At 59.7% G+C, this 18,972-nt stretch carries 20 protein-coding genes (1 of these 20 only partly in view); 10 read left to right on the forward strand and 10 right to left on the reverse strand.

Annotated elements, in window-relative coordinates; translation table 11 throughout:
• Positions 1–101: the 5' portion of a tyrosine--tRNA ligase gene (gene tyrS / locus V9L13_RS17760; RefSeq protein WP_338800124.1), read on the reverse strand. The gene continues 1,099 nt to the left of window position 1, outside the view; the window shows 101 of its 1,200 coding nt (coding positions 1–101); the start codon lies at positions 99–101; its stop codon lies beyond the left edge, outside the window.
• A 212-nt stretch (positions 102–313) separates the two neighbouring features.
• On the opposite strand from tyrS, the gene V9L13_RS17765 reads away from it, so the two are divergent.
• Complete coding sequence (locus V9L13_RS17765; RefSeq protein WP_003228772.1) at positions 314–1,738, forward strand: peptidoglycan DD-metalloendopeptidase family protein; 1,425 nt, start codon at positions 314–316, stop codon at positions 1,736–1,738.
• Between the two features lie 3 nt (positions 1,739–1,741).
• Positions 1,742–2,833, forward strand: a complete 1,092-nt coding sequence (locus V9L13_RS17770; protein ID WP_338800125.1) for an anhydro-N-acetylmuramic acid kinase — start codon at positions 1,742–1,744, stop codon at positions 2,831–2,833.
• 75 nt (positions 2,834–2,908) lie between these two features.
• Here V9L13_RS17770 and erpA read toward each other — a convergent pair whose 3' ends face one another.
• Entirely contained in the window at positions 2,909–3,259 is a 351-nt protein-coding gene (erpA, locus tag V9L13_RS17775) for an iron-sulfur cluster insertion protein ErpA (protein WP_003228776.1), read from the reverse strand.
• A gap of 168 nt (positions 3,260–3,427) precedes the next feature.
• Entirely contained in the window at positions 3,428–4,462 is a 1,035-nt protein-coding gene (gene argC, locus V9L13_RS17780; protein WP_338800126.1) for an N-acetyl-gamma-glutamyl-phosphate reductase, read from the reverse strand.
• A 135-nt stretch (positions 4,463–4,597) separates the two neighbouring features.
• Between argC and hemJ the strand changes: the two genes are divergently transcribed.
• The 6 genes from hemJ (at position 4,598) to coq7 (ending at position 9,179) form a co-directional block, all read left to right on the forward strand.
• Positions 4,598–5,026: a protoporphyrinogen oxidase HemJ gene (hemJ, locus tag V9L13_RS17785; RefSeq protein WP_338800127.1), complete on the forward strand. Its 429-nt coding sequence runs from the start codon at positions 4,598–4,600 to the stop codon at positions 5,024–5,026.
• Between the two features lie 35 nt (positions 5,027–5,061).
• Positions 5,062–6,030, forward strand: coding sequence for a nitronate monooxygenase family protein (locus V9L13_RS17790; protein WP_338800128.1), 969 nt, complete (start codon positions 5,062–5,064; stop codon positions 6,028–6,030).
• A 79-nt stretch (positions 6,031–6,109) separates the two neighbouring features.
• Complete coding sequence (locus tag V9L13_RS17795; protein ID WP_338800129.1) at positions 6,110–7,057, forward strand: DUF805 domain-containing protein; 948 nt, start codon at positions 6,110–6,112, stop codon at positions 7,055–7,057.
• A 61-nt stretch (positions 7,058–7,118) separates the two neighbouring features.
• Entirely contained in the window at positions 7,119–7,907 is a 789-nt protein-coding gene (locus V9L13_RS17800; protein ID WP_045122654.1) for an SDR family oxidoreductase, read from the forward strand.
• 80 nt (positions 7,908–7,987) lie between these two features.
• Positions 7,988–8,326: a histidine triad nucleotide-binding protein gene (locus V9L13_RS17805; RefSeq protein ID WP_127647765.1), complete on the forward strand. Its 339-nt coding sequence runs from the start codon at positions 7,988–7,990 to the stop codon at positions 8,324–8,326.
• Positions 8,327–8,531: 205 nt separating this feature from the next.
• Positions 8,532–9,179, forward strand: coding sequence for a 2-polyprenyl-3-methyl-6-methoxy-1,4-benzoquinone monooxygenase (gene coq7, locus V9L13_RS17810; protein WP_045122655.1), 648 nt, complete (start codon positions 8,532–8,534; stop codon positions 9,177–9,179).
• 118 nt (positions 9,180–9,297) lie between these two features.
• Here coq7 and speD read toward each other — a convergent pair whose 3' ends face one another.
• Together speD and V9L13_RS17820 are read right to left on the reverse strand one after the other, a co-directional pair.
• Positions 9,298–10,092 (reverse strand): adenosylmethionine decarboxylase, encoded by a 795-nt coding sequence (speD, locus tag V9L13_RS17815; RefSeq protein ID WP_003228791.1) that lies wholly within the window; start codon positions 10,090–10,092, stop codon positions 9,298–9,300.
• A gap of 237 nt (positions 10,093–10,329) precedes the next feature.
• Entirely contained in the window at positions 10,330–10,752 is a 423-nt protein-coding gene (locus tag V9L13_RS17820) for an OsmC family protein (protein ID WP_003228794.1), read from the reverse strand.
• 238 nt (positions 10,753–10,990) lie between these two features.
• On the opposite strand from V9L13_RS17820, the gene crp reads away from it, so the two are divergent.
• Positions 10,991–11,635 carry a cAMP-activated global transcriptional regulator CRP gene (crp, locus tag V9L13_RS17825; protein ID WP_003228797.1) on the forward strand — a complete coding sequence of 215 codons (645 nt, stop codon included), beginning with the start codon at positions 10,991–10,993 and terminating at the stop codon, positions 11,633–11,635.
• Between the two features lie 9 nt (positions 11,636–11,644).
• Here the strand turns inward: crp and V9L13_RS17830 are convergent, their stop codons facing one another.
• From V9L13_RS17830 to V9L13_RS17845, 4 genes are all read right to left on the reverse strand, one after another.
• Positions 11,645–12,346, reverse strand: coding sequence for a lipoate--protein ligase family protein (locus tag V9L13_RS17830; protein WP_338800130.1), 702 nt, complete (start codon positions 12,344–12,346; stop codon positions 11,645–11,647).
• Positions 12,347–12,444: 98 nt separating this feature from the next.
• A complete protein-coding gene (gene trpC / locus V9L13_RS17835) occupies positions 12,445–13,281 on the reverse strand; it encodes an indole-3-glycerol phosphate synthase TrpC (protein WP_103520814.1) in 837 nt (278 codons plus the stop codon).
• Complete coding sequence (trpD, locus tag V9L13_RS17840) at positions 13,278–14,327, reverse strand: anthranilate phosphoribosyltransferase (protein WP_003228800.1); 1,050 nt, start codon at positions 14,325–14,327, stop codon at positions 13,278–13,280. The genes trpC and trpD overlap by 4 nt, the downstream gene beginning before the upstream one ends.
• A gap of 8 nt (positions 14,328–14,335) precedes the next feature.
• On the reverse strand, positions 14,336–14,929 hold the full coding sequence (locus V9L13_RS17845; RefSeq protein WP_003228801.1) for an aminodeoxychorismate/anthranilate synthase component II: 594 nt from the start codon (positions 14,927–14,929) through the stop codon (positions 14,336–14,338).
• A 408-nt stretch (positions 14,930–15,337) separates the two neighbouring features.
• Here V9L13_RS17845 and estP point away from each other — a divergent pair, with 408 nt between their 5' ends.
• Positions 15,338–17,248 carry an esterase EstP gene (estP, locus tag V9L13_RS17850; protein ID WP_338800131.1) on the forward strand — a complete coding sequence of 637 codons (1,911 nt, stop codon included), beginning with the start codon at positions 15,338–15,340 and terminating at the stop codon, positions 17,246–17,248.
• Positions 17,249–17,420: 172 nt separating this feature from the next.
• On the opposite strand, the gene trpE is transcribed toward estP, so the two are convergent.
• The gene (trpE, locus tag V9L13_RS17855) at positions 17,421–18,902 is read right to left on the reverse strand and encodes an anthranilate synthase component I (RefSeq protein ID WP_003228804.1); all 1,482 of its coding nucleotides are present in this window, start codon (positions 18,900–18,902) and stop codon (positions 17,421–17,423) included.
• Positions 18,903–18,972 lie beyond the last annotated feature (70 nt).

Below are 18,972 nucleotides of genomic sequence, written 5' to 3' on the forward strand. Positions count from 1 at the left end.
AGCGGCTGGCCGCGCTTGAGCTTCTCGATCAGCTCGGACTCGACCAATAGTTCTTCCGCACCACGTTTAATCAGCGCTAGCTGCTCTTCAACCGACTTCATAACAGACCCGCAAGGCTCAGATTCAAAGGGAACCAACCATACAAGATCGTGCACCAATTACAAGTTTTGCCCGGCGCACGGACACCAATCTGCAGACAGGCTGTCTGTAGACTTGCTTCGGGGATGATTTGGTTATATTTTATACAGTTATTTCATCTTCATCATGTCATTCATCTTTTCCAATTCATCTTTTTTCAAAGTCAAAATTACTTATGACCACTGAACCGTCTAAAGCGCCACCGCTTTACCCGAAGACCCACCTGCTTGCCGCAAGTGGAATCGCCGCTCTTCTCAGCCTGGCGCTCCTGGTATTCCCTTCCAGTGATGTTGAAGCCAAGAAGACGACCCTGAGCCTTGAACTGGAAAGTCCTGCTGAACAACTGACACAAGATCAAGACGCTGCTGACGCGGTTCAAGCCACAAATGAGCCAGTAGCCTCACCTTTCGCCCAAATCGAAAACAGCACCGAAGACACCCCGAAAACCGCTGAGGCCGCACCTGCGCCTGCTCCGGCTGCGGAAAAACCCAAAGCCCCGGGACATCGCGAAGTCATCGTCTCAAAGGGCGATACGCTCTCTACATTATTCGAGAAAGTCGGCCTGCCAGCCGCCGCCGTGCATGAAGTCCTGGCCAGTGATAAACAAGCCAAACAGTTCAGCCAGCTCAAGCACGGCCAGAAGCTCGAGTTCGAACTGAATCCGCAAGGCCAACTGACCAGCCTGCACAGCAAGGTCAGCGACGTTGAAACCATCACCCTGACCAAGAACGACAAGGGCTATGCATTCAACCGCGTCACCGCTAAACCTACCGTTCGCACGGCTTACGTGCACGGCGTGATCAATAGCTCACTGTCACAATCCGCTGCCCGCGCAGGCCTGTCCCATAGCCTGACCATGGATATGGCCAGCGTATTCGGCTACGACGTCGACTTTGCACAGGACATCCGCCAGGGTGACGAATTCGACGTGATCTACGAGCAGAAAGTGGTCAACGGCAAGGCAGTGGGCACCGGCCCGATCCTGTCTGCGCGCTTCACCAACCGCGGCAAGACCTACACTGCCGTGCGTTACACCAATAAACAAGGCAACAGCAGCTATTACACCGCCGATGGCAACAGCATGCGCAAGGCATTCATCCGTACCCCGGTGGACTTCGCCCGCATCAGTTCTAAATTCTCCATGGGCCGCAAACACCCGATCCTCAACAAGATCCGCGCCCACAAAGGCGTCGATTACGCAGCTCCACGCGGTACGCCAATCAAGGCTGCCGGCGACGGTAAAGTGCTGCTGGCTGGTCGCCGCGGTGGCTACGGCAACACGGTGATCATCCAGCATGGCAACACCTACCGCACGTTGTATGGCCACATGCAAGGCTTCGCCAAGGGCGTGAAAACCGGCGGCACTGTCAAGCAGGGCCAGGTAATCGGCTATATCGGTACCACCGGCCTGTCCACCGGACCGCACTTGCACTATGAGTTCCAGGTCAACGGCGTTCACGTCGACCCACTGGGCCAGAAGCTGCCGATGGCTGATCCGATCGCCAAATCCGAGCGCGCACGCTTCCTTGCACAGAGCCAGCCATTGATGGCCCGCATGGACCAAGAGAAGGCCACCATGCTGGCTTCGAGCAAGCGCTAAGCCATGGCTCTTTATATCGGCGTGATGTCCGGCACCAGTCTCGACGGGCTGGACATCGCCCTGATCGAGCAGACCTCGGCGATCAGACTGATTGCCACGCACTACATCCCCATGCCCGAATCCCTGCGCACCGAGCTGCTTGGCCTGTGCGCCAGCGGCCCTGACGAGATCGCCCGCTCGGCGCTCGCCCAGCAGCACTGGGTAAAACTCGCCGCACAGGGCATCAACACCCTCCTCGATCAGCAGCAACTCAAACCTGAAGCCATTCGCGCAATCGGCAGCCACGGTCAGACCATTCGCCATGAGCCCGCTCGCGGCTTCACCGTGCAGATCGGCAATCCCGCACTACTGACCGAGCTGACCGGCATCACCGTGATCAGTGACTTCCGCAGCCGTGATGTGGCTGCTGGTGGCCAGGGTGCGCCGCTGGTGCCTGCCTTCCATGAAGCTTTGTTCGAGGAGCGTAGCGGTAACCGTGCGGTCTTGAATGTCGGCGGTTTCAGCAATCTGAGTCTGATTGAGCCGACCAGGCCTGTAGCCGGTTTCGACTGCGGCCCTGGGAATGTGCTGATGGATGCCTGGATTCATCAGCAACGCGGCGAGAACTATGATCGCAACGGTCAGTGGGCAGCCACCGGCACCGTCGAGCCAGTCTTGCTGAAAGCGCTGCTCAGCGATCCGTTCTTCGTGACCAAAGGTCCAAAGAGTACTGGCCGGGAAGTGTTCAACCTGCCTTGGCTGGAACACCATCTCTCAGAGCTACCGAGCTTCGCCCCTGAAAACGTCCAGGCAACGCTGCTCGAACTGACGGCGCTGACCATTGTCGAGTCGCTGCAAACCGCTCAAGCCGATACCCGGGAAATGCTGGTCTGCGGCGGCGGCGCTCACAACGTCACGCTGATGAAGCGTCTGGCCGACCTGTTGCCAAACGCTACCGTGGCCAGCACCGCCACTCACGGCGTCGATCCGGACTGGGTCGAGGCAATGGCCTTCGCCTGGCTGGCCCATTGCTGCCTCGATGGCATTGCCGCCAACCGTCCGAGCGTCACCGGCGCCAAAGGCCTGCGGATACTCGGCGCCATTTACCCCAACTGAACAAAACGCCGACAACAAAAAACGCCGCAGAACCGTAAGGCTCTGCGGCGTTTTGTTGTGTGTAGCGAGGTGCGATCAGATCGAGAACGAAGAGCCGCAACCACAGGTCGTGGTGGCGTTCGGGTTCTTGATCACAAAGCGCGAACCTTCCAGACCTTCCTGGTAGTCCACTTCGGCACCCGCCAGGTACTGGAAACTCATCGGATCGACCACCAGACTCACGCCTTCGCGCTCGACGATGGTGTCGTCCTCGGCCACATCCTCATCGAAGGTGAAGCCGTACTGAAACCCCGAACAACCGCCGCCCGTAACGAATACGCGCAGCTTCAAGCGATCATTCCCCTCTTCATCGACCAGGCTCTTCACCTTGTGCGCAGCACCTTGGGTGAATTGCAAAGCCGTGGGGGTGAAGGATTCGACGCTCATGCTGACTATCTCCCGGCGTTACGCCGCCATAATGCGTGATGACGCGCATTATCCGCTTGTCCTAGAAAATCGGTCAACTATTGTTACGGTATATCAATAAACCCGACCAACTGCCCAGAATGCAAAAAGGCCCGTTTGACGGGCCTTTTTGCTGTGTTGCCGAAAGTGTTACGGCAGCATGCCGGCGTGGGACAGGCCGAAGCGCTCATCCAGGCCGAACAGGATATTCATGTTCTGCACCGCCTGACCCGACGCGCCTTTGACCAGGTTGTCGATCACCGACAGCACCACCACCAGATCACCATCCTGCGGACGATGCACTGCAATGCGGCAGACATTGGCGCCACGCACGCTGCGGGTTTCCGGATGGCTGCCGGAGGGCATCACATCGACAAACGGCTCGTTGGCATAACGCTTTTCAAACAGCGCCTGCAGATCCACCGAACGATCGACCACGGTCGCATAGAGCGTGGAGTGAATGCCACGGATCATCGGCGTCAGGTGCGGCACGAAGGTCAGACCAACGTCCTTACCGGCAGCGCGACGCAGGCCCTGGCGAATTTCCGGCAGATGACGGTGACCTTTCACCGCGTAAGCCTTCATGCTTTCCGACGTCTCGGAGTACAGCGAGCCTACAGACGCGCCGCGACCGGCACCGCTGACGCCGGATTTGCAGTCAGCGATCAGACGCGAAGTGTCAGCCAGACCCGCCTCAAGCAGCGGCAGGAAACCCAACTGCGTAGCGGTTGGATAGCAGCCGGGAACGGCGATCAGACGAGCCTTCTTGATCTGCTCGCGATTGACTTCCGGCAGACCGTAGACCGCCTCGTCCAGCAATTCCGGCGCACCGTGTGGCTGGCCGTACCACTTGGCCCATTCTTCAGCGTCCTGCAGACGGAAGTCCGCTGACAGGTCGATGACCTTGGTGCCCGCCGCCAGCAGTTCACCGGCCAACGCATGGGCAACGCCGTGCGGAGTGGCGAAGAACACCACATCACAAGCGCCAAGGGTCTTGATATCGGGAACGCTGAACGCCAGACCGTCATAGTGGCCGCGCAGGTTCGGGTACATGTCAGCCACGGCCAGACCGGCCTCGGATCGGGAAGTGATCACCACCACTTCTGCCTGCGGATGCTGTGCCAACAGACGCAGCAGTTCGACACCGGTGTAACCCGTGCCGCCGACGATACCGACCTTGACCATAAACCTGCCCTCAACGAACCCACTGGAAAGCCGTCGATAATAGGGGCCGCGCGCCCCTGCGACAACCGTCAAGGTGACGTGCGGACGCTCAAGCCTCTACTATCCCGGCTACCGTGAACCTGGAAATAACCAAAAATGCTCTATCTATGGATCAAAGCCTTTCACATCGTCAGCGTCGTGTGCTGGTTTGCCGGGCTGTTCTACCTGCCGCGACTGTTCGTTTATCACGCACAAAGTGAAGACACGCTCAGCAAGGAGCGCTTCAGCGTCATGGAGCGCAAGCTGTATCGCGGCATCATGGGCCCGGCGATGATCGCCACGCTGATCTTCGGCGGCTGGCTGATCTACCTCAATCCGGGCATCTTCAGCATGGGCGGCTGGATTCACGCCAAGCTGACCCTGGTGGTCTTGCTTATCGGTTACCACCACATGTGCGGTGCGCAGGTAAAACGCTTCGCCCGTGGCGAGAACACCCGCAGCCATGTCTTTTATCGCTGGTTCAATGAAGTGCCGGTTCTGATATTGCTGGCTATCGTAATTCTGGTCGTGGTCAAGCCGTTCTAATTTCATAACAGGCATCACACTTCGGGGGATTTCCAATGTCGCTGCCCGCTCTGCTCGAACAACGTCTGCGCTTGCCGGTAGTGGCGGCGCCGATGTTCCTGATCTCCAACCCGGAGCTGGTGCTCGCCTGCTGCCGTAACGGCGTGGTCGGCAGTTTCCCGGCGCTGAACCAGCGTGAAAGCAGCGGTTTCAAGGCCTGGCTGGAGGAGATTGAAGCGGGCCTGGCGACACTGGACAACCCAGCGCCGTATGCAGTGAACCTGATCGTGCACAACAGCAACCCGCGCCTGCAGGCGGACCTGGACATCTGCGTTGAACACAAGGTGCCGATTGTCATCACCAGCCTCGGTGCGGTGAAGGAGCTGGTCGATGCCGTGCACAGCTACGGCGGTCTGGTGTTCCACGATGTGACCACGCGCCGGCATGCCGAGAAGGCCGCCGAAGCCGGAGTCGACGGATTGATCGCCGTTGCGGCGGGCGCCGGGGGCCATGCCGGCACCTGGAGCCCGTTTGCACTGATCGCCGAGATCCGCGAGTTCTTCGATAAAACCCTGCTGCTTGCAGGATGTCTGAACCACGGCCATGAGATCCTGGCCGCACAACTGCTCGGCGCGGATCTGGCCTACTTCGGAACGCGATTTATCGGCACCACCGAAAGTCATGCGCCTGACGCCTACAAGGACATGCTGCTGACGGCCAAAGCGGCGGACATCATTCATACTCCTGCCGTCTCTGGCGTACCGGCCAGCTTCATGCGCCAAAGCCTGGAGGCGGCAGGTTTCGACATGGCCGCGCTGCAAGGCAAGGGTGAGGTCAATTTCGGCGACAAGCTCAAACCGATCAACGACGAAGCCAAGGCTTGGAAGACCGTATGGTCCGCCGGCCAGGGCGTGGGCCAGATTGATGACTTGCCGAGTGTGGATCAGTTGATCGCCCGGCTCGACGCGGAATATCGTCAGGCGCTGGAACGCGCGGCGCAATTGCCCAAACGCTGGCCGCGCTGAGAAAAATCAGGCCAGTGATCGACCGACTGGCCTTACACTTGCTGACTTTCAATTGATTCGCGACAAGGATGCCCCGACCATGAGCGAACCTCGTTACAAGATCGTTTTCGACGGTGCTCTGCAGCCCGGCGTCGATCTCACCACCGCCAAGCTCAATCTGGCGGCCCTGTTCAAAAGCGATGTCGCTGCCATCGAGCGCCTGTTCAACGGCAGCACCGTCGCCCTCAAGCGCGACCTGACTCACAGTGATGCGCAGACTTATCTGCAAGCACTGAGCAAAACCGGGATCGACGCGCGGATTGAGGCGGAAACGGCAATCGAGCTGAATCTGGCGGATGTGCACGAACATCAGCCCGTCATTGCAGAACCAGCCTCCCCCTACGCACCACCACGCGCCGAGGTTGGCGAGAACCTGCCGGCCTTCGCTGTGCTCAAGCCCTTCAGCGTTGAAGGCCGGATCGGTCGCCTGCGGTTTTTGGCCTGGACGATGGTACTGAGCCTGGTAACCCTGCCGATCGTTGGCATATTCGCTCTGCTCGCGCTCGGACTGGTCAGCGGCGACTCCACCACCGGTCTGATCATCGGCGGGATATTCGCGTTCTTCCTGTTCCTCGGCTTCATCATTGTCAGCATCCTGTTCAGCGTGCAGCGCCTGCACGATATCGGATGGTCTGGCTGGCTGTGGCTGCTGAACCTGGTGCCGTTCGTGGGCAGCTTCTTCCCGCTGGTGATCATGGTCGTGCCGGGCAATACCGGGGCGAACCGCTACGGCCCGCCACCGCCACCCAACAGTACCGCGGTCAAAGTGTTGTGCTCGTTGTGGATCGTGTTCTTCGCCCTGGTATTTGCCGGCGGCATGCTCGGCGGCATCTCGGCCATTCAGCAGGAATACGAAAGCAACCTTGAGAGCAGCTACGAAAGCGGCTCGGTCACCACCGATGAAGTCGATGTCGAGACTGAACCGGCGAATTCCGTGGACGATGCAGCCGAAGCGGCCCCGGCCCCTGTAGACTCTGCGAAAGAATGAACAGCGCTCCCCGCCGTGACACCTGCGTCGCTGGCGCGGAGCTGTTGCGATGGAGAATTGCATGACCCGTTACGCTCTGATCACTGGCGCCTCCAGCGGCATCGGCCTGGCCCTGGCTGAAGCTCTGGCCCGGCGCGGCCGCAGCCTGATTCTGGTGGCTCGCCAGCGTGATCAGCTGGAAAGTATCGCGATCGAACTGACCCAGCGTTTTGGCGTGGAGGTGTTGTTCCGCGCCTGCGACCTGGGCGAGCCATTGCGCTTGTCCGGGTTCCTGCTGGAACTGGAAGAAGGCGACCGGCAGATCGATCTGCTGGTCAATTGCGCTGGCATCGGCACCTGCGGCCCATTCCTCGCCCAGGACTGGATGACCGAGCAGGACCTGATCGAAGTCAACATCCTCGCCCTCACCCGCCTGTGCCACGCCATCGGCAACAGCATGGCGCTGCAGGGCGGCGGGCAGATTCTCAACGTCGCCTCGGTGGCGGCGTTCAATCCCGGTCCGTGGATGAGCACTTATTACGCCAGCAAAGCCTATGTATTGCACTTCTCCGAAGCCCTGCGAGTGGAGCTCAAACAGAGCGCGGTCAAGGTTTCGGTGCTTTGCCCCGGCCCGACCCGCACTGCATTTTTCCGCACGGCGCAGCTCAACAGCGACAAACTCAAGGACAGCAAACTGCTGATGAGTCCCGAGGAAGTCGCGCTGTACACCGTGCGTGCGCTGGAGAAAAACCGCGCCATCATCATTCCCGGGAGGCGCAATCGCTGGTTCGCCTTCCTGCCACGCCTCGGCTCGCGCTGGCTCAATCGCACCCTCGTCGGCATGGTCAACAAGGCTTACTGCCCGCGCTGAACTGTCCTACGGCAAAACACTGGGCGGGGGCATTCCCCATGCGTACACTCAGGCCAGCCCACACAACGGAGAAAACAGCAGTGGATACTCTGTTCACCAAGATCATCAACCGGGAGATCCCGGCCAAGATCATTTACGAGGACGACCAGGTTCTGGCGTTCCACGACATCGCTCCTCAGGCACCGGTGCATTTTCTGGTGATCCCGAAGAAACCGGTGCGTACCCTCAACGACCTGACCGAAGACGACAAGGCACTGGCCGGGCACATCCTGTTCACTGCCCAGCGTCTGGCACTGGAGCTGGGCTGCGAGGAAGGCTTCCGGGTAGTGATGAACTGCAATGAACAAGGTGGGCAAACCGTCTATCACATTCATATGCACGTACTCGGTCAGCGTCAGATGAACTGGCCACCGGGCTGATTCACTGCATCAGACCCTGTGGGAGCGGGCTTGCTCGCGAAAGCGGATTGTCTGGCACTGATACTTTGAATGTGCTGACGTCTTCGCGAGCAAGCCCGCTCCCACAAAAACACCACCGTGCTCTCCGCATGGCAAATGACCCAGCGCAAACCTTCCCCGGCCGATTCGGTTAAACTGGCCGTCGAGATTTTTCCCGGAGGTCAGCATGACTACCCAACGTCACTACTCGCCGATTGACCGTCTTCTGCTGCAAGCCGATGCCGCGATGCGCACCCTGCTGCCCTTCAGTGGCCAGCCGTACCGCCCGTCACCCGCCATCGTGCAGCCGGATGTGCAGATGAGCGACGAAGACACCCGCCATGTCGCCGGCCTGATGCGCATCAACCACACCGGTGAAGTCTGCGCCCAGGCGCTGTACCAGGGGCAGGCGCTGACCGCCAAGTTGCCGCAGGTACGTGCGGCCATGGAACACGCCGCCGAAGAAGAAATCGACCATCTGGTGTGGTGCGAACAGCGCATCCATCAACTGGGCAGCCATACCAGCGTGCTCAATCCGTTGTTCTACGGGATGTCGTTCGGCATTGGCGCTGTGGCCGGCCTGATCAGTGACAAGGTCAGCCTCGGTTTCGTCGCGGCCACTGAGCATCAGGTGTGCAAGCACTTGAACGAACACCTGGAGCAATTACCGGCCGAGGACGAGAAGTCCCGGGCGATTCTGCAGCAGATGCGCATTGATGAAGAACATCATGCGGAGAGTGCACTGGATGCGGGTGGTTTCCGCTTTCCGGCACCGGTGAAGTTCGGAATGAGCCTGCTGGCGAAGGTGATGACCAAGAGTACTTATCGGATTTGAGATCTGTATTGCCACAAAGGGCCTCTTCGCGAGCAAGCCCGCTCCCACAGGGTTCTGTTTTTCGGTAATAAAAAAGGCGACTACCGCACGGTAGTCGCCTTTTTTGTGCCCGGGAATCTTACGTCGGCATGTTGCGCGCGTAGAAGATTTCCAGCATTTCGTGTTTCACACGCTCGGTCACCTGAGCGCGCTGCTCGGACGACAGATTGCTGGTGGCGTCGCCGAACAGGTAGTTGTCCAGTTCGAAGTTCTTCAGCAGCATTTTCGTGTGGAACAGGTTTTCCTGGTACACGTTCACGTCGGTCATCTGGTACGCGTCGCGAGTGTCTTCGGAAAGGTAGTTCTGGATCGAGTTGATCTCGTGGTCGATGAAGTGCTTGTTGCCTTCAACGTCACGGGTAAAGCCGCGCACACGGTAATCCACGGTCACGATGTCCGAATCGAACTGGTGAATGAGGAAGTTGAGCGCTTTAAGCGGTGAAATGACACCACAGGTCGACACGTCGATGTCCACACGGAACGTCGCGATACCGGCGTCCGGATGGATTTCCGGATAGGTATGCACCGTGATGTGACTCTTGTCGAGGTGGGCAAGGATGATTTCGGGCAATGGACCCGGGGACTCTTCGATCTGGCTGTCAGTCGGGGTCACCGGCTCTTCCGAGATCAGAATCGTGACGCTGGCACCCTGAGGCTCATAATTCTGACTGGCAATGTTCAGAATGTTGGCACCAATGATTTCGACAACTTCCGTGAGAATCTGCGTCAGGCGTTCGGCGTTGTACTCTTGATTGATGTACTCGACGTAAGCCTGCTGGTCTTGCGGGGTTTCCGCGTAGCAGATGTCATAGATGTTGAAGCTCAAGGTCTTTGTCAGGTTATTGAACCCGTGGAGCTTGAGTTTGCTTTTCACCGTTAAAAACTCTCTATGTATGCGGCCCGGCCGCGTGATCAAGCATGCCCGTCAAGTGCGAACAACGCACCTGCGTAGGACGGTTAACACCTCTTCGCGATGGCGATTTTGGTTATCTGTTCAGGCGGATGACCCGTCGGCTGACCGATCACTGCCCTGAAAAAAGTGGCGCATTATGCAGACGTCAGCGAGGGATCGCCAGAGTCTGCACTGCTTTTATGATAGTTGAATGTCGGCTCAGCCGAGTTCGACGATTTCATAATCGTGAGTGATCGCCACGCCGGCCGCGCCGAGCATGATCGAAGCCGAGCAATACTTCTCGGCAGACAGTTCGATGGCGCGCTTGACCTGGGCTTCTTTCAGGCCCCGCCCCTTGACCACGAAGTGCATGTGGATCTTGGTGAACACCTTCGGATCTTCGGTCGCGCGTTCGGCTTCGAGGAACGCTTCGCAGCTTTCAACCGCCTGACGCGACTTCTTCAGGATGCTGACCACGTCGAAGTTGCTGCAACCGCCAACGCCCAGCAGGAGCATTTCCATCGGGCGAACACCCAGATTACGACCACCGGCGTCCGGCGGACCGTCCATGACCACGACATGACCGCTACCGGATTCGCCGAGGAACATGGCTTCGCCAGCCCATTGGATGCGTGCCTTCATCGCCAAGACTCCACTGTAGAAAAAAGGGTCGCCAGCTTAGCACAGGCCCTTGCTCTGACAGCGCTTGGTGTTCCTAGGACGGATGCCTCTGCGGTGTAGGTAATTTCTCGAATTTTCGACGAAGTGTCTGGTAAGCTGGCGCCAATTCGCTGGCGCCAATTGTCAGCCTGTGTAGCGACCGCCTTCAGCGCCTCATAAAAAATCAAACATCACCGTGCAGTCTTTTCGGGATACAACCATGGTTGCTATTACCCCCACACCCAAAATCAAGAACCTCGACAAGCTGTTGATGCATTGTCAGCGCCGTCGCCATGCGGCCAAGAGCAACATCATCTGCGCCGGCGATCGCTCGGACACCCTGTACTTCATCATCAAGGGCTCGGTGACGATCCTCATCGAAGATGACGACGGTCGCGAAATGATCATCGCCTACCTCAACGCCGGGGACTTCTTCGGGGAGCTGGGCCTGTTCGAACAAGCGGGTCAGGAGCAGGAGCGCAGTGCCTGGGTGCGGGCCAAGGTTGAATGTGAAATCGCCGAAATCAGCTACGTGAAGTTCCGCGAATTGTCGCAGCAGGATCCAGACATTCTTTACGTTCTCAGCGGACAAATCGCACAACGCCTGCGCAATACCACGCGCAAGGTCGGCGACCTGGCGTTCTTCGATGTCACCGGTCGCGTGGCCCGTTGCCTGCTGGAGTTGTGCAAGCAACCTGACGCAATGACCCACCCGGACGGCATGCAGATCAAGGTGACGCGTCAGGAAATCGGGCGGATTGTCGGTTGTTCGCGGGAGATGGTCGGTCGCGTGCTCAAGGATCTTGAAGAACGCAACCTGGTCGATGTGAAAGGCAAGACCATGGTGGTCTTCGGCACGCGCTAAGCGCGCTACTCAGGCGCTGTAGACCTGCGCCAGCATCAGTCGAAACAGCTCATCAAGACGCGCCAAAGCCGTTGGCGCGACGAACTTCTCATGCAGGGCGATGTGGCTTTCGGCCCGTACCCGCTGCTCCAGACCGCAAGCCTCGTTGAAGCGATTGACCGCCGCGACCATCGACTCGCGCTCGTTATCCATCAGCATCGCCCCATGCACCAGCCCCACCGGACGCTGACCGCCCTGACTCTGGCGCCAGCGCTGAGCGGTGCCGACCATCTTGCGGCCGTCGAGATTGACATTGAAACGACCATCGCAGAACGCGCCGGCGATTTCGCCCAACGACGACGTGCCGCCCAACTCATCCAGCAACTCGCAGATCGGATCGCACAGACGCCGGTAGCCGGTTTCGATGCGGTTCAGATCACCCTCGCTGCGGGGCGGGGCGTAGACCAACGCGATGTTGACGGTTGAGGCGGATTGCGGGACCGGTTCGCCACCGGTTTCCCGCAGCAATACCGGCCAACCGGCAGCAGCGGAGACTTCGCAGGCATGCTCGAAACCGGGCAGACGATTGAGGCGACGCGGCATGACCAAGGCGCGATCACTGGGTTGCCAGAACAGCAGGCCGAATTCGGCGTCGCCGGCGCAGATCGAGGCCAACAGGTCTTGTTCGGCTTGCAGGCCGGCTTCGATGGGGAGAGGGACTGGCAGCGACATGACGAACTCCGGCAGATCTGGAATCTGTAGGGAATTGACTGGCCTCTTCGCGGGCAAGCCCGCTCCCACAGGGGACGCGGGCGCCTGCAAAGACGTGATCAGTCGAGGGTCGAACCACTGACCGGTACACCACGCTCCGGGAAGAACAGGCGCTGCAGTTCGGTGCCCGGGCTTTCCGCGCGCATGAACGCTTCGCCGACCAGGAATGCGTAGACGTCGCTGATTTCCATCAGCTCGACATCGGCACGGTTGAGAATGCCGCTCTCGGTGATCACCAGGCGATCGCGCGGGATGCGCGGCAGCAGGTCGAGGGTGGTTTCCAGGCTGACGTCGAAGGTGTGCAGGTTACGGTTGTTGACCCCGACCAGTGGCGTGTCGAGGGTTTTCAATGCGCGTTCCAGCTCATCGCCATCATGTACTTCCACCAGCACATCGAGACCGACGCCTTTGGCAACCGAGGCCAGCTCGGCCATTTTCACGTCGTCCAGTGCGGAGACGATCAGCAGCACGCAGTCGGCGCCCAGCGCACGGGCTTCGACGATCTGGTACGGATCGATCATGAAGTCCTTGCGGATCACCGGCAATTTGCACGCGGCGCGGGCCTGTTGCAGGTAGAGATCAGCGCCCTGGAAGTAGTCGATATCGGTCAGCACGGAAAGACAGGTCGCCCCGCCCTTCTCGTAGCTCTTGGCGATATCGGCAGGCACGAAGTTTTCGCGGATCACGCCTTTGCTCGGCGAAGCCTTTTTGATTTCGGCGATCACCGCCGGTTGCTTCGTCTTGGCCTGCGCCAGCAGGGCCTGGGCAAAACCACGGGGTGCATCGGCCGCCTTGGCCAGACTTTCCAGCTCGCTCAGGCTGACGCGAGCGCTGCGCTCGGCGACTTCCTGGACTTTGCGCGCCAGAATGTTTTCCAGAACCGTCGGTACACTCATCCCTCATTCTCCACTTTGAATACCGCGGTAAAGGCACCCAACTCCTCGAGTTTTTCCCGAGCAAGACCGGTGTGCAGAGCATCGTGCGCAAGTGCCACGCCTTCTTTGAGACTGGTCGCCAGGTCAGCCGCGTACAGCGCCGCACCGGCATTGAGCACAATCATTTCGGCAGCCTTCTGGCCGTTTTCGGTCTTGCGCTTGCCCAGCGCATCGCGAATCAGCGCCAGCGAAGCCTCCGGGCCTTCGACCGACAGACCGTGCAGGCTCTGGCTCTTCATGCCCAGATCTTCCGGCTCGACCCAATATTCGGTGATTTCGTTGTTCTTCAGTTCAGCGACGAAGGTCGGCGCGGCGAGACTGAACTCGTCCAGACCGTCCTTCGAATGCACCACCAGTACGTGCTTGCTGCCCAGGCGCTGCAAGACTTCGGCCAATGGCCGGCACAGCGCAGGAGTAAACACGCCCACCACCTGATGTTTCACACCGGCCGGATTCGTAAGCGGGCCGAGCATGTTGAACAGCGTACGCAGGCCGAGATCGCGGCGCGGGCCGGCGGCGTACTTCATGGCTTTGTGGTGGGTTTGGGCAAACATGAAACCGATGCCGACGTTATCGATGCAGCGGGCGACCTGTACCGGCGTCAGGTTCAGGTAGATGCCGGCTGCTTCCAGCAGGTCGGCGCTGCCGCTTTTGCCCGACACTGCACGGTTACCGTGCTTGGCCACGGTGCAACCCGCCGCCGCGACGACGAACGCGGACGCCGTCGATACGTTGAAAATGTTCGCACCGTCACCGCCGGTGCCGACCACATCGACCACGCCGTCGAGGGTCTTGAGTTCGACCTGATCGGCCAGCTCACGCATCACGGAAACCGCGCCGACGATTTCGTCGATGCTCTCGCTCTTCATGCGCATCGCCATCATGAACGCGCCAATCTGCGCCTCGGTGCATTGACCGGTCATGATTTCGCGCATCACGTCGCGCATTTCTTCGGTGCTGAGGTCGAGGTGTTCGACGATACGGCTCAGGGCTGTCTTGATGTTCATGGGAGTCCTTAGCGCGTGCCGCCGGTTTGTTTGAGGAAGTTGGCAAACAGTTCATGGCCCTGTTCAGTCAGGATCGACTCAGGGTGGAACTGTACGCCCTCAATGTTCAGGGTCTTGTGACGCAGGCCCATGATTTCATCGACCGAGCCGTCGTCGTGCTGCGTCCACGCGGTCAGCTCCAGGCACTCGGGCAAAGTATCGTGTTTGACGATCAGCGAGTGGTAGCGGGTAACCGTCAGCGGATGATTCAGACCGGCAAAAACGCCCTTGTCCTCGTGGAATACCGGGCTAGTCTTACCGTGCATTACCTGACGGGCACGCACGACATCGCCGCCGAAGGCCTGACCGATGGACTGATGGCCGAGGCAGACGCCGAGGATCGGCAGTTTGCCGGCGAAATGTTTGATGGCTTCGATGGAAATGCCGGCTTCAGTCGGCGTGCACGGGCCTGGCGAGACCACGATGCGCTCCGGGTTGAGCGCTTCGATTTCAGCGATGGTCAGTTCGTCGTTGCGCACGACCTTGACCTCGGCCCCCAGCTCGCCCAGGTATTGCACAACGTTGTAAGTAAAGGAGTCGTAGTTGTCGATCATCAGCAACATGGCGTTTCGAACCTCTTGAATTCTGACTTGAAGACAGCCTTCGAATGACTTGCCCGCAGGGCGCTGCACGATGTCGGACGCGCACAGATGGCGTCGGCACAGCGGTATTTCAAACGGGCAAGGAAGGCAAAGCGATACAGATCCGGCCGGGCCGGCAGAAAAGATTCAGGCGCGCCAACGCCAACGGGCGTGTGCCTTGATGACTTGATCCAGAAGTTTGCTGACGATCAACACGGGGAAGGTCTCGTTCATACGTTCCGGCACAGTAACTTAGCTGGGCAGAGCGTGCAATATGGCGGGGCTGACGGGGGGCAAAACAACAGGGGTGTTCGCGACCGATGGCAAAAGGCCGGAAGTTTTTGGTACTGTCGTTTTGTTCACTACAACAATAAATAAACGGACTTGCTCATGATCAAACAGACGTTGTTCGTACCGCTTGCCGGATGCCTGCTCGCCATGGCTTGCGCCCAGGCTTACGCAGCACCCGCGCCCTATTCCAACTTCATCGTGTTCGGCGACAGTCTGAACGATGCCGGGACCTTCAGCGACCCGGGCGGCCCTGCCGGCGCCACCCAGCGCTACACCAACCGCACCGGCCCGCTGTACAAGGATGGAACCGGGGAAAACCGAGATCTTAATGCCACCCAGATCATTGGCGGCAAGCTGGGTTTCAATCCGAACCAGACCGCCTCTTCATCCTCGGCGGTACGCGCCAGCGAAGGTCTGCCCGATGGCAACAACTGGGCGGTCGGCGGCTATCGCACTGACCAGATTCTCGACTCGATCACCACGGAGTCGGCCACCGGTGAACGCACCCGCGCCGGCTACCTGCCTTCGAACGGCTTCCGTGCCGATCCGAACGCGCTGTATTACCTGTCCGGGGGCGGCAACGACTTCCTGCAAGGTCGCGTGCTCAGCCTCGATCAGGCCAGTTCAGCAGCCGATCGCCTGGCCGACAGCGTACGCACACTGCAAGGCGCCGGGGCCAAATACATCATGGTCTGGCTACTGCCGGACATCGGTCTGACCCCGGCGATCAACGGCTCGCCGCTGCAGGGTTTCACCTCGCAGCTCAGCGCGCAGTTCAACACCGAACTGGTCAGCCAGCTGCAGGGCATCAACACTGAAATCATCCCGCTCAACATTCCAGTGCTGCTCAAGGAAGTGTTCGCCAACCCGGCGCAGTTCGGTCTCGCCACCGACCAGAACCTGACCGCCACCTGCTTCAGCGGCAACAGCTGCACCGAGAACGCCCGATACGGCATCAACAGCGCCACGCCGGATCCGTACAAATTGATCTACAACGACTCGGTGCACCCGACCGAAGCCGGCCAACGCCTGATCGCCGACTACGCCTACTCGCTGCTGGCCGCCCCGTGGGAACTGACCCTGCTGCCGGAAATGGCTCAAGGCGCCTTGCGCGCGCACCAGGATGAACTGCGCAATCAATGGCTGGCCGACTGGGAAAACTGGCAGGGCATCGGCCAATGGCGGGCGATTGTCGCCGGTGGCGGCCAACATCAGGATTTCGACGGCCAGCACAGCGCAGCCAGTGCCGATGGCAATGGCTATAACCTGAATATCGGCGGCAGCTATCGCGTCAACGAAGCCTGGCGGGTCGGTCTGGCCGCGGGTCTCTACCACCAGAAACTCGAAGCCGGCGACGCTGACTCCGAATACAAACTCAACTCCTACATGGGCACCGCGTTCGCCCAGTACCAGCAAGATCGGTGGTGGGGCGACCTGGCGATGACTGCCGGCAAACTCGACTACGACAGCCTCAAGCGTAAATTCCAGCTCGGGGTCAACGAGCGCGGGGAGAAAGGCGACACCGACGGCTATGTACTGGCGATCAGCGGCCGCATCGGCTACGACATTGCGCAGCAGGCCAGCAGTCCGTGGCACCTGTCGCCGTTTGTCAGCGCCGACTTCGGCAAGACTGAAGTCGATGGTTATTCGGAAAAAGGCGCGGACGCCACAGCGCTGACCTTCGATGACCAGTCACGCAACTCGCGACGTCTGGGCCTGGGTATTCAAGGCAAGTACCAGATCACGGCGCAGACCGAAGTGTTCGGCGAATTCGCTCACGAGCGTGAGTACAACGACGACCGGCAAGACCTGACCATCAACCTCAACAGCCTGCCGGGCAATCGCTTCACGCTCGAAGGCTACGAGCCGCAGACCAACCTCAATCGTCTGAACCTGGGCGTGAGCCACAAGCTCACGCAGGATTTGGCGTTGCGCGCCAGCTACAACGTGCGCAAGGATGATGACTTCACCCAGCAAGGGGTGAACGTGGGGGTCAGTCTGGATTTCTGATTGGCAGGCATAAAAAACGCGGCGCCCTCACAGGCGCCGCGTTTTTTATGGCTGATCACAACACAATGTGGGAGCGGGCTTGCTCGCGAAAGCGGTGTATCAGCCGACATCCATTTTGAATGTCAGGCCGTATTCGCGAGCAAGCTCGCTCCCACAGGGGGACTGTGTGAACTCAGCTTTCCGGTGTCTGCTCGGCCAGGGCCACAGCACGGAACATTGCGCGGCGCTTGTTCAGGGTTTCTTCCCATTCCAGCGCCGGCACCGAGTCGGCCACAATGCCGCCACCGGCTTGCACGTGCAGTTCGCCGTTCTTGATCACCGCGGTACGAATCGCAATCGCGGTGTCCATGTTGCCGTTCCAGGCGAAGTAACCGACCGCACCGCCATACACGCCACGCTTGACCGGCTCCAGTTCGTCGATGATTTCCATCGCACGGATCTTCGGCGCGCCGGACAAGGTGCCCGCCGGCAGAATCGCCCGCAGTGCGTCCATCGCGGTCAGCCCGGCCTTCAACTGGCCGGTGACGTTGGAGACGATGTGCATCACGTTGGAATAACGCTCGATGACCATTTTCTCGGTGAGCTTCACCGAACCGATTTCCGAAACCCGGCCAGTGTCGTTACGACCGAGGTCGATCAGCATCAGGTGCTCGGCGATCTCCTTATCGTCCGACAGCAGATCTTCTTCCAGCGCCAGATCCGCCTCTTCGGTGGCTCCGCGTGGACGAGTGCCGGCAATCGGGCGCACGGTGATCAGGTTGTCTTCGACCCGCACCAGCACTTCCGGCGAACTGCCGACGACGTGGAAGTCGCCGAAGTTGAAGAAGTACATGTACGGCGTCGGGTTGAAGCAACGCAGCGCACGATACAGATCGATCGGCGCCGCCTTGAAGTCGATCGACATGCGCTGCGACGGCACGACCTGCATGCAGTCGCCCGCGAGGATGTATTCCTTGATGGTGTCGACGGCTTTTTCGTAGTCGCTCTGGGTGAAACTGGAGCGAAACACCGGATCAGCCGCTTGTTGCTTGCTGAAATCCAGGCCACGGCGCGGGGTGATCGGCTGGCGCAGTTTCTCCAGCAGTTCCTGCAATTGCGCCTGCCCCTGCTCGTAAGCATCGGCTTGCGCCGGGTCAGCGAGGACAATCGCGTGCATCTTGCCGGCGAGGTTGTCGAACACCACCACCGCATCAGAGACCATCAGCAGAATGTCCGGCACGCCCAGTGGATCCGGGTTCGGGCATTTGCCCAGACGTTTCTCGACATAGCGCACGCAGTCGTAACCGAAGTAGCCGACCAGACCACCGTTGAAACGCGGCAGACCGGCGATGGTCGGCACGTTGTAGCGGGCCTTGAAGGTTTCGACGAAGGCCAGCGGGTCTTCGACGTCATGGCTTTCGGTCTCGACGCCATCGACGGTGATGCTCACGTGATGGTCGTGCACCCGCAGCACAGTGCGGCACGGCAGGCCGATGATCGAATAACGGCCCCATTTCTCGCCACCCTGCACCGATTCGAGCAGATAGGAGTTGGGCTGGTCGGCCAGTTTCAGGTAGATCGACAGCGGCGTGTCGAAGTCGGCCAGGGTTTCGCAGGCCAACGGAATGCGGTTGTAGCCGTCAGCGGCCAAGCGCAGGAATTCTTCGCGGATCATGAGGTGCCTCGTGGTGTGAGGTGCTAACAGTCAGGTATGCAAACGCGCCGGCAAGCCGGCCAGGAACCAG

Origin of the sequence: Pseudomonas sp. RSB 5.4 (assembly GCF_037126175.1) — a bacterium.
Lineage (GTDB): Bacteria > Pseudomonadota > Gammaproteobacteria > Pseudomonadales > Pseudomonadaceae > Aquipseudomonas > Aquipseudomonas fluorescens_H.

Coding starts and splice junctions, on each gene's coding strand:
- V9L13_RS17765 (WP_003228772.1), top strand. CDS start 314: ATGACCACTGAACCGTCTAAAGCGCCACCGCTTTACCCGAAGACCCAC.
- V9L13_RS17770 (WP_338800125.1), top strand. CDS start 1,742: ATGGCTCTTTATATCGGCGTGATGTCCGGCACCAGTCTCGACGGGCTG.
- erpA (WP_003228776.1), bottom strand. CDS start 3,259: ATGAGCGTCGAATCCTTCACCCCCACGGCTTTGCAATTCACCCAAGGT.
- argC (WP_338800126.1), bottom strand. CDS start 4,462: ATGGTCAAGGTCGGTATCGTCGGCGGCACGGGTTACACCGGTGTCGAA.
- hemJ (WP_338800127.1), top strand. CDS start 4,598: ATGCTCTATCTATGGATCAAAGCCTTTCACATCGTCAGCGTCGTGTGC.
- V9L13_RS17790 (WP_338800128.1), top strand. CDS start 5,062: ATGTCGCTGCCCGCTCTGCTCGAACAACGTCTGCGCTTGCCGGTAGTG.
- V9L13_RS17795 (WP_338800129.1), top strand. CDS start 6,110: ATGAGCGAACCTCGTTACAAGATCGTTTTCGACGGTGCTCTGCAGCCC.
- V9L13_RS17800 (WP_045122654.1), top strand. CDS start 7,119: ATGACCCGTTACGCTCTGATCACTGGCGCCTCCAGCGGCATCGGCCTG.
- coq7 (WP_045122655.1), top strand. CDS start 8,532: ATGACTACCCAACGTCACTACTCGCCGATTGACCGTCTTCTGCTGCAA.
- V9L13_RS17820 (WP_003228794.1), bottom strand. CDS start 10,752: ATGAAGGCACGCATCCAATGGGCTGGCGAAGCCATGTTCCTCGGCGAA.
- crp (WP_003228797.1), top strand. CDS start 10,991: ATGGTTGCTATTACCCCCACACCCAAAATCAAGAACCTCGACAAGCTG.
- V9L13_RS17830 (WP_338800130.1), bottom strand. CDS start 12,346: ATGTCGCTGCCAGTCCCTCTCCCCATCGAAGCCGGCCTGCAAGCCGAA.
- trpC (WP_103520814.1), bottom strand. CDS start 13,281: ATGAGTGTACCGACGGTTCTGGAAAACATTCTGGCGCGCAAAGTCCAG.
- trpD (WP_003228800.1), bottom strand. CDS start 14,327: ATGAACATCAAGACAGCCCTGAGCCGTATCGTCGAACACCTCGACCTC.
- V9L13_RS17845 (WP_003228801.1), bottom strand. CDS start 14,929: ATGTTGCTGATGATCGACAACTACGACTCCTTTACTTACAACGTTGTG.
- estP (WP_338800131.1), top strand. CDS start 15,338: ATGATCAAACAGACGTTGTTCGTACCGCTTGCCGGATGCCTGCTCGCC.
- trpE (WP_003228804.1), bottom strand. CDS start 18,902: ATGATCCGCGAAGAATTCCTGCGCTTGGCCGCTGACGGCTACAACCGC.